Origin of the sequence: Pseudacidovorax intermedius, assembly GCF_001476815.1 — a bacterium.
Classification (GTDB): domain Bacteria; phylum Pseudomonadota; class Gammaproteobacteria; order Burkholderiales; family Burkholderiaceae_C; genus Xenophilus; species Xenophilus intermedius_A.
This window is the reverse complement of record NZ_LDSL01000140.1, coordinates 22,043-31,714: the sequence shown is the minus strand read 5'-3', so window position 1 is coordinate 31,714 and position 9,672 is coordinate 22,043. Positions and strand designations below refer to the sequence as shown.

8 protein-coding genes are annotated in these 9,672 nt (G+C 69.1%); 5 read left to right on the top strand and 3 right to left on the bottom strand.

Annotation, left to right across the window (positions count from 1 at the left end; all coding sequences use genetic code 11):
* The coding region (locus NS331_RS20325; RefSeq protein WP_193758160.1) for an acyl-CoA dehydrogenase family protein at positions 1-721 on the top strand (721 nt) is incomplete at its 5' end.
* Between the two features lie 65 nt (positions 722-786).
* Positions 787-1,002: a DUF3820 family protein gene (locus NS331_RS20320; RefSeq protein ID WP_058643771.1), complete on the top strand. Its 216-nt coding sequence runs from the start codon at positions 787-789 to the stop codon at positions 1,000-1,002.
* A 149-nt stretch (positions 1,003-1,151) separates the two neighbouring features.
* On the opposite strand, the gene NS331_RS20315 is transcribed toward NS331_RS20320, so the two are convergent.
* Complete coding sequence (locus NS331_RS20315) at positions 1,152-3,221, bottom strand: NAD(+) synthase (RefSeq protein WP_058643770.1); 2,070 nt, start codon at positions 3,219-3,221, stop codon at positions 1,152-1,154.
* 262 nt (positions 3,222-3,483) lie between these two features.
* Here NS331_RS20315 and bamA point away from each other — a divergent pair, with 262 nt between their 5' ends.
* Entirely contained in the window at positions 3,484-5,898 is a 2,415-nt protein-coding gene (bamA, locus tag NS331_RS20310) for an outer membrane protein assembly factor BamA (RefSeq protein ID WP_058643769.1), read from the top strand.
* Between the two features lie 20 nt (positions 5,899-5,918).
* Here bamA and NS331_RS20305 read toward each other — a convergent pair whose 3' ends face one another.
* Positions 5,919-6,302: a hypothetical protein gene (locus NS331_RS20305; RefSeq protein WP_058643768.1), complete on the bottom strand. Its 384-nt coding sequence runs from the start codon at positions 6,300-6,302 to the stop codon at positions 5,919-5,921.
* Positions 6,303-6,406: 104 nt separating this feature from the next.
* Positions 6,407-7,396 carry a Bug family tripartite tricarboxylate transporter substrate binding protein gene (locus tag NS331_RS20300; protein ID WP_058643767.1) on the bottom strand — a complete coding sequence of 330 codons (990 nt, stop codon included), beginning with the start codon at positions 7,394-7,396 and terminating at the stop codon, positions 6,407-6,409.
* A 234-nt stretch (positions 7,397-7,630) separates the two neighbouring features.
* Between NS331_RS20300 and NS331_RS20295 the strand changes: the two genes are divergently transcribed.
* Complete coding sequence (locus NS331_RS20295) at positions 7,631-8,119, top strand: tripartite tricarboxylate transporter TctB family protein (protein ID WP_058643766.1); 489 nt, start codon at positions 7,631-7,633, stop codon at positions 8,117-8,119.
* A 19-nt stretch (positions 8,120-8,138) separates the two neighbouring features.
* On the top strand, positions 8,139-9,656 hold the full coding sequence (locus tag NS331_RS20290) for a tripartite tricarboxylate transporter permease (protein ID WP_058643765.1): 1,518 nt from the start codon (positions 8,139-8,141) through the stop codon (positions 9,654-9,656).
* Positions 9,657-9,672 lie beyond the last annotated feature (16 nt).

Here is a 9,672-nt window from a genome sequence, read left to right as displayed (position 1 = left end):
CGACTACGTCATCACCGGCCAGAAGATGTGGATCACCAACAGCCTGCAGGCCGACTGGATGTGCCTGCTGGTCAACACCGGCGACGGGCCGGCGCACCGCAACAAGTCGCTGGTGATGGTGCCGATGGACCGGCCGGGCATCGAGAAGGCGCGCAAGATCCGCAAGATCGGCATGCACAGCAGCGACACGGGGCTCATCCACTTCGACGAGGTGCGCGTGCCGCAGCGCTACCGCATCGGCGAGGAGGGCCAGGGCTTCATCTACCAGATGCAACAGTTCCAGGAGGAGCGGCTGTGGTGCGCCGCCAGTTCGCTGCTGCCGATGGAAGAGTGCATCGCCGAGACGGTGCAGTGGGCGCAGGAACGGCGCATGTTCGGCGCCACGCTGGCCGACCAGCAATGGGTGCAGTTCAAGCTGGCCGAGCTGCAGACCGAGGTGGAGGCCCTGCGCGCCCTCACCTACCGCGCCTGCGACCTGCACGTGCAGGGGCAGGACGTGCTGACGCTGGCGTCCATGGCCAAGCTCAAGGCGGGACGCCTGACGCGCGAGGTGGCCGACACCTGCCTGCAGTTCTGGGGCGGCATGGGCTTCACGCTGGAGAACCGCGTGTCGCGGCTGTACCGCGACGGGCGGCTGGGTTCCATCGGCGGCGGGGCGGACGAGGTGATGCTGGGGATCCTGGCGAAGACGCTGGGCATCGCCAAGCGCCCGCCTCGCTGAGCCTGGGCGGGACCGTACCCGCAGGCCAGGCCGGCGGCCAAACGCCCGGCCCGCACAATGCGGTCATGTCCCCCGAAGACCTCGAACGCCTGGCCACGCTGCCCATGCCCTTCGGCAAGCACAAGGGCACGCTCATCGCCGACCTGCCCGGCAACTACCTGGCGTGGTTCGCGCGCGAAGGCTTTCCCAAGGGCGAGATCGGCCGGCTTCTCGCGCTGATGCTGGAGATCGATCACAACGGCCTGCGGCCGCTGCTCACGCCGCTCAAGCGGCCCAGGTAGCCGGAAGTTTCACGCCCTCTCCCCTCGCGGGAGAGGGTTGGGGAGAGGGGGCGACGGCGCTCACAGGACATGCTGCGCCAGAACCGGCGCCCCCTCTCCCCCGGCCCCTCTCCCGCGAGGGGAGAGGGGAGACGGCCCATCCACGGCCCTCACACCTCGTCCGGCACCGTCTTCAACTCATCCAGCCACACCCGCGACTCCGAATCGCTGGGCGCACGCCAGTCGCCGCGGGGCGAGAGGGAGCCGCCCGATCCCACCTTGGGTGCGTTGGGCACGCAGCTGCGCTTGAACTGGCTGATCTGGAAGAAGCGGAACAGGAAGGTGCCCAGGTGCTTCTTGATCTCGGCCAGGGTGTACTGGTGGCGCTCGCCGTGCAGCGTGTCGGGCCAGGGACCGTGCTCGCGGTCGTGCCAGGCGCACCAGGCCAGGTAGGCCACCTTGGAGGGGCGCATGCCGTGGCGCACCGTGTGGTACAGGTGAAAGTCCTGCAGCTCGTAGGGGCCCACCACGCTCTCGGTGCTCTGCGTGGGCTCGGCGCCCTGGCTTTCGGCATCGGCCGGCACCAGCTCGGGGCTGATCTCGGTGGAGAGGATGGCCTGCAGCACCTGGCTGCCGTCCTCACCCAGCAGGCCCTTGCCCGCCACCCAGTGGACCAGGTGCTTGATCAGCGTCTTGGGCACGCTGGCGTTGACGTTGTAGTGCGACATGTGGTCGCCCACGCCATAGGTGCACCAGCCCAGCGCCAGCTCGCTCAGGTCGCCGGTGCCGGCCACGATGCCGCCGTGGTGGTTGGCCAGGCGGAACAGATGGCTGGTGCGCTCGCCGGCCTGCACGTTCTCGAAGGTGACGTCGTACACCGGCTCGCCGCGGCCGAAGGGATGGCCCAGGTCGGCCAGCATCTGCCGGCAGCTGGGGCGGATGTCGATCTCCTGCGCGGTGCAGCCCACCACGCGCATCAGCGCATGGGCCTGCTGCAGCGTGCGCGTGCTCGTCGCAAAGCCGGGCATGGTGTAGGCCAGGATGTCGCTGCGCGGCCGGCCCAGCCGGTCCATGGCCTGCGCCACCACCAGCAGCGCATGGGTGGAGTCGAGCCCGCCCGAGATGCCGATCACCACCTTGGCGATGCGCGCGGCCTCCAGCCGCTGCACCAGCGACTGCACCTGGATGTTGAAGACCTCGTAGCAGCGCTCGTCCAGCGAGCGCGCATCGGCCGGCACGTAGGGAAAGCGCTCCACGGTGCGCAGCAGCCCGCCGGGCACCTGCGCGGGCGGGGTCAGGTCGAACTCGACCGTGCGCCAGGTCGCGAGCTCGGCCTTGTGGCGGCGCGCGGTCTCGCCGAAGCTGGTCAGGCGCATGCGCTCGTGCGCCAGGCGCTCCAGGTCCACGTCGGCCATCAGCAGGTGCGACTGGTTGGCGAAGCGTTCGCTCTCGGCCACCAGCTCGCCGCATTCGTAGATGAGCGACTGGCCGTCCCACGCCAGATCGGTGGTCGATTCGCCGATGCCGGCCGAGGTGTAGAGATACGCCGCGATGCAGCGCGCCGACTGCTGCCCCACCAGCTGGTGCCGGTAGGCCGACTTGCCGACGAGGATGTTGGAGGCCGACAGGTTGACCAGCACCGTCGCGCCCGCCAGCGCCGCGAAGCTCGACGGCGGGATGGGCGTCCACAGGTCCTCGCAGATCTCCACGTGCAGCGCCAGCAGCGGCATCTGGCGGGCGCGCACGACGATGTCGCTGCCGAAGGGCACGCGGTGGCCGAAGAGCTGCACGTGGTCGGTGACGGCGCTGCCGGCGGCATTGAACTGCCGCGCCTCGTAGAACTCGCCGTAGTTGGGCAGGTAGGTCTTGGGCAGCACGGCCAGCACCCGGCCGCGCGCCACCACCGCCGCGCAGTTGAACAGGCGGTGCTCCACCCGCAGCGGCACGCCGACCACCGCCACCGCGTTCAGGTCGCGCGAGGCCTCGACCACCTGCGCCAGTGCTTCTTCGCAGCCGTCCAGCAGCGCCGACTGGTGGAACAGGTCGTCGCAGGTGTAGGCCGACAGGCCCAGCTCCGGAAAGGCCACCACGGCCGCGCCCTGGGCCTCGGCCTCGCGGTACAGGCGGACGGTTTCGGCGGCGTTGGAGAGCGGGTCGGCCACGCGGTTGCGCGGCATGGCCACGGCCACGCGGGCGAAGCCGTGGCGGTAGGGGTTGAGGAAGGGCAGGTCGTGCTTCATGGTCGGGGCAAGCAGGGCGTGGCAGTCAGGGACGCGGCGTGGCGGGCGATGCCGGGCGGTCGGGCCGCGCGGGGCCGCATCGGCAAGCACTCTACGACAACGCCCCGGCATCGGCGTGGCGCGCCCCGGTCCGGCCCTGTCGGACAAAGGCGGAAGGCCCGCCGCGCGGCCCGTCCACGATTCCTCCCAACTGGCCGCCCATGATCCGCGCCGAGCCACTCCGGCGACGGCCGCCACCGCGTCCGCGCCCCTCCACACGCCCATGCGCCTTTTCTTTCACGCCCGGCGGCTGCAGGCCGCCCTCGGCGTCCTCGTCCTCGCCGCCGGCACGCACCTGGCCCACGCGGCCGAGCCCTTCACCATCCGCGACCTGCGGGTCGAAGGCCTGCAGCGGGTGGAAGCCGGCACGGTCTTCCATGCCCTGCCCCTGCACGTGGGCGACACCTACACCGACGACCGCGGCTCGGCCGCCATCCGCGCGCTGTACGAACTGGGCCTGTTCAAGGACGTGCGGCTCGACGTCTCGGGCAACGTGCTGGTGGTGATCGTCGAAGAGCGCCCCACCATCGCCGGCGTGGACTTCGAGGGCGCCAAGGAGTTCGACAGGCAGGCCATGACCAAGGCCCTGCGCGAGGTCGGCCTGGCCGAGGGCCAGCCCTACGACAAGGCCCTGGCCGACCGCGCCGAGCAGGAGCTCAAGCGCCAGTACATCGGCAAGGGCTACTACAGCGCCCGCGTGCAGACCACCGCCACGCCGCTGGAGCACAACCGCGTCAACATCAGCTTCACGGTGGACGAAGGCGAGCCGGCCCGCATCACCGAGGTGCGGGTGGTGGGGGCCAGGGCCTTCGGCGAGAAGACGCTGCTGGGCCTGTTCGACCTGGACGCCGGCAACTGGATGAGCTGGTACACCAAGTCCAACCGCTATTCGCGCGCCAAGCTCGATGCGGACCTGGAGACGCTGCGCCAGTACTACCTGACGCGGGGCTACATGGACTTCCGCATCGACTCCACGCAGGTGGCGCTGTCGGCGGATCGGCAGTCGCTCACGCTGACGGTCAACATCAGCGAGGGCGAGCGCTTCGTGGTGGCCGGCGTGAGGCTCGACGGCGACTACCTGGGCCGCGAGGGCGACTTCCAGTCGCTGGTGACGGTGCGCCCGGGCGAGGTCTACAACGGCCAGGACGTGGCCGACACCGTGCGCGCCTTCACCGAACACTACGCGCGCTTCGGCTTCGCCTTCGCCCGGGTGGAGGCCGTGCCCGATGCCGACCGCGCGAACCACCGCGTGACGATGGTGTTCAAGGGCCAGCCGCGCCAGCGCGCCTTCGTGCGCCGCATCGTCGTGGGCGGCAATGCGCGCACCCGCGACGAGGTGATCCGCCGCGAGATGCGGCAGTACGAATCGGCCTGGTACGAGGGCGACAAGATCAAGCTCTCGCGCGACCGGCTGGACCGGCTGGGCTACTTCAGCGAGGTGGACATCCAGACGCAGGAGGTGCCCGGCTCGCCCGACATGGTGGACCTGATGGTGGACGTGAAGGAAAAGCCCACCGGCTCGCTCAACCTGGGCGCGGGCTACTCCAGCACCGACAAGGTGACGCTGAACTTCGGCATCACGCAGGAGAACGTGTTCGGCTCCGGCAACTACCTGGGGCTGAACGCGAGCCTCGGCTCGTACAGCACCTCGGTGTCGGTGTCGGCGGTCGATCCGTACTTCACGGCCGACGGCATCTCGCGCGCCATCAGCGTCTACCAGAACACCACGCGGCCCACGTACTCGGCCGACGGCAACTACAAGCTCACCACCCAGGGCGTGTCGCTCAAGTTCGGCGTGCCCTTCGACGAACTGAACCGCGTGTTCTTCGGCATCGGGCTGGAGCGCTATTCCTTCAAGCCCGGCAGCAACGGTGCCTACACGCTGGTCGATGGCAGCTATGTCTACACGGCCACGCCGCAGGCCTATCTGGACTACTTCCAGTGCACGGGCACGGCACCCAGCGTGGTGTGCGCACGCGATGCCATCACCGGCGTGCCGCTGACCGTCGGTTGGTCGCGCGACACCCGCGACAGCGCTCTCACGCCCACCCGCGGCACGCTGCAGAACGCCAATGCCGAATGGGGCGTGGCCTCGGGCGCGCGCTACCTCAAGAGCAGCTACCAGTACCAGCGCTACTTCCCGATCAGCCGTCAGTACACCTTCGCGCTCAACGGCGAACTGGGCTGGGCGCGGGCGCTGGGCGGCGACACCTACCCGGTGTTCAAGAACTTCTACGCCGGCGGCCTGGGCTCGGTGCGCGGCTTCGAGAGCAACTCGCTCGGCCCGCGCGACAGCGTGACGGCCGGCGCGCTGGGCGGCCTGCGCAAGGCCGTCGTCAACGCGGAACTGAGCACGCCCTTCCCCGGCGCGGGCAACGACCGCACGCTGCGGCTCTTCGGCTTCTTCGACGCCGGCAACGTGTTCGCCGACCGCACGGCCTCGCTGACCGATGCGCAGTGGCAGGCGCAGCAGCGCCTGCGCGCTTCGGTGGGCCTGGGCGTGAGCTGGCTCTCGCCGCTGGGGCCGCTGAGCCTGGCCTATGCGGTGCCGGTGCGCTACCAGAAGGCGGACACGGCCGCGGGCATCACGGCCGACCGCACGCAGCGCTTCCAGTTCCAGATTGGGACGTCGTTCTGAGCAGGGGCGCCTGGGCCCGCTCAGCCCATCTTCTGCCGGAGGAAGGCGACGACGTAGGGCGTCAACGCTGCGGCCACCGTGGCGGCGGTGCCGCCATCGAGGCCGGCGCGGTTGGCCAGGCTTTCGGCGATGCGGCCCGTGAGCACGCCTTCGCCGCCATCGACCAGGGACTTGAAGAAGCCGTCGCCGTGCAGCAGCCCGGCCGCGAAGCCGGCCAGGAAGCTATGGCCGCCACCGCTGCCGCCCTGCTGTTGCGCCTGGGCATGCTCCGAGGCGGCCGTGACGGCATGGCCCAGGTAGTCCTGCGCGTCGCCCGGGTCGACGCCCTGGTCGGTGAGCGAGGCCATCGCCTGCTCGCCATGCGGCGAGGCGGCGAATTCGGAGATCAGTTGCTGCAGGTCCATGCCGGAGGCTCCCATCGGATCGATGGGCGCATTGTGGGCAGCACCGGCTGACGGCCAGCCGAACGCCGCCGGCCGTCCGCCGCGTTCCCCTCGAACGCGCCGCCTTACTCGATGCGCGCGCCCGAGGCCTGGACGATGCCCTTCCACTTGGCCACGTCGTCCTTCACCAGCGTGGCGAACTCGGTGGTGGACATGGCCTGGTATTCCGCGCCCTGCTCGTGGATGGCGGCCTGCACGTCGGGCCGCGCCAGCAGCCTGTTGACCTCGGCATTGACCTTGTCGACCACCGCCTTGGGCGTGCCCGCCGGCGCGAAGAGACCGTACCAGGTGCTGACGTCGAAGTCCTTGCCGTAACCCAGCTCGGCCACGGTCTGGATGTCGGGCAGCGAGGTGCTGCGCTTGGCGGACGTGACGGCCAGCGGGCGCAGCTTGCCGGCCTTGATCTGCGCGATGGCCGAGGGCAGCGACGAGACCAGCAGGTCCACGTTGCCGGCCAGCACGTCCATCATGGCGGCGTTGCTGCCCTTGTAGGGCACGTGGCGGATCTGGATCCTGGCGGCGGTCTTGAAGATCTCGCCGGCCAGATGGATGGTGGTGCCGTTGCCCGGCGAGCCGAAGGTCACGCTGTCGGGCTGGGCGCGGGCGGCGTCGACCACGTCCTTGAGCGTCTTGAAGCGCGATTCGGTGCGCACCACGATCACCACCGGCGTGTAGGCCACGTGGGCCACGGCGGTGAGGTCCTTCACCGGGTCGTAGCTCAGGTTCTTGTAGAGCCAGGGCGCCACGACCATGTTGTCCTTCTGGCCCATCACCAGGTCGTAGCCCGTGGGCTGGGCGCGTGCCGCCTCGGCGATGCCGATGGTGCCGCCGGCGCCGCCGCGGTTGTCGGGCACCACGGTCCACTTGCTGACCTCGGTGAGCTTGTTGGCGACCAGGCGCGACAGGATGTCGGTGCCGCCCCCGGGCGGGAAGGGCACGATCAGCCGGATCGGCTTGGCCGGCCAGTCGGACTGGGCGAAGGCCGGGGCGCCGGCCAGCGCAAGGCCGGCGGCGGCAAGGGAGGAAGCGACGAAGTCGCGGCGGGTGGCAGTCATCTCGGTCTGTCTCCAGTCAGGAAAAAAGCGCCGTCCCGAAGGCCGGTCGCCCGAAAAATTGCTATGACTTTCATAGCAATGAAATCAATCTCTTCAACGCATCAAGACCCATTCTCTCCGCGCCGATGTGGAGACTGCTTACGCGCTTGTCCCTACACGCCAAGTCAGCCAATGGTCAGCCTCGGGCGACGACCCTCGCCCCCGTTTCAACAAGGACTCGTGGAGAAGCAAGAAATGGCCATCAAAAGCCAGGCTGACTTTTTTTCCGGTGTGATGTTCATGGCCGTGGGCGCTACGTTCGCGGTCGGCTCCACCAACTACACCATCGGTGACGGGGCCCGCATGGGCCCGGGCTATTTTCCGCTCATGCTGGGGGTGCTGCTCGCGCTCATCGGTGCCGTGATCTCGCTGCAGTCGATGGTGGTCGAGACCGCCGACGGCGGCAGGATCGGCCGCTGGGCCTGGAAGCCGCTGGCCTTCGTGCTCGGCGCCAACCTGGCCTTCGGCGTGCTGCTGGGCGGCCTGCCCAGCATCGGGCTGCCGGCCATGGGGCTGATCATCGCCATCTTCGCCCTCACCATCATCGCCAGCATGGCGGGCAACCAGTTCAAGCTGCGCGACTCGCTGATCCTGGCGGTGGTGCTCGCCGTGGGCAGCTACCTGGCCTTCATCGTGGCGCTCAAGCTGCAGATCCAGGTGTGGCCCACCTTCATTTCGGGCTGATCGGGAAAGAACGACAACCATGGACTTCAACCTGATCTCCAACCTGGCCACGGGCTTCGGCGTCGCCGTCACCTGGACCAACCTGCTCTATTGCCTGATCGGCTGCATCCTGGGCACGCTGATCGGCGTGCTGCCGGGCATCGGCCCGGTCGCCACCATCGCCATGCTGCTGCCGGCCACCTATGCGCTGCCGCCGGTGTCGGCGCTGATCATGCTGGCGGGCATCTACTACGGGGCGCAGTACGGCGGATCGACCACGGCCATCCTGGTCAACCTGCCGGGCGAATCGTCCTCGGTGGTGACCTGCATCGACGGCTACCAGATGGCGCGGCAGGGTCGGGCGGGCCCCGCGCTGGCGGCGGCGGGCCTGGGCTCCTTCTTCGCCGGCTGCGTGGGCACGGTCATCCTGGCCGCCTTCGCGCCGCCGCTGACCGAGCTGGCCTTCAAGTTCGGCCCGGCCGAATACTTCAGCCTGATGGTGCTGGGCCTGATCGGCGCGGTGGTGCTGGCCTCCGGCTCGCTGCTCAAGGCCATCGCCATGGTGGTGCTGGGCCTGCTGCTGGGCCTGGTGGGCACCGACGTCAACTCCGGCGTGGCGCGCTTCAGCTTCGACATTCCGGAGCTGACCGACGGCATCGGCTTCATCGTGGTGTCGATGGGGGTGTTCGGCTATGGCGAAATCATCGGCAACCTGTCGCAGGGCGACGAGGAGCGCGAGATCTTCACCAGCAAGGTGAAGGGCCTGTGGCCCACCGGCGACGACTTCAAGCGCATGGCGCCGGCCGTGCTGCGCGGCACGACGCTGGGCTCGGCCCTGGGCATCCTGCCGGGCGGCGGTGCGCTGCTGGCCTCCTTCGCCTCGTATGCGCTGGAGAAGAAGCTGAAGATGAACCCCGGCGAAGTGCCCTTCGGTCGCGGCAACATCCGCGGCGTGGCGGGCCCCGAGTCGGCCAACAACGCCGGTGCACAAACGTCGTTCATCCCGCTGCTGACGCTGGGCATCCCGCCCAACCCGGTGATGGCGCTGATGGTGGGTGCCATGACCATCCACAACATCCAGCCCGGCCCGCAGGTGATGACCAGCAACCCGGAACTGTTCTGGGGCCTGATCGCCTCGATGTGGCTGGGCAACCTGATGCTGATCATCCTGAACCTGCCGCTGATCGGCATGTGGATCAAGCTGCTGAAGGTGCCCTACCGCCTGCTGTTCCCGGCCATCGTGCTGTTCTGCGCCATCGGCGTGTACTCGACCAACAACAACACCTTCGACGTGTGGATGGTGGCGATCTTCGGCTTCGTGGGCTACGTGTTCATCAAGCTGCGGGTGGAGCCGGCGCCGCTGCTGCTGGGCTTCATCCTGGGGCCGATGATGGAAGAGAACCTGCGACGCGCGCTGCTGCTGTCGCGCGGCAGCTGGAGCGTGCTGGTGACGCGCCCGATCTCGGCCGGCCTGCTGGTCGCCGCCCTGGCGCTGCTGACCATCGTGCTGCTGCCGGCGGTGAAGTCCAAGCGGGAAGAGGCCTTCGTGGAGGAGTGATGCGCGACCGGCGTGC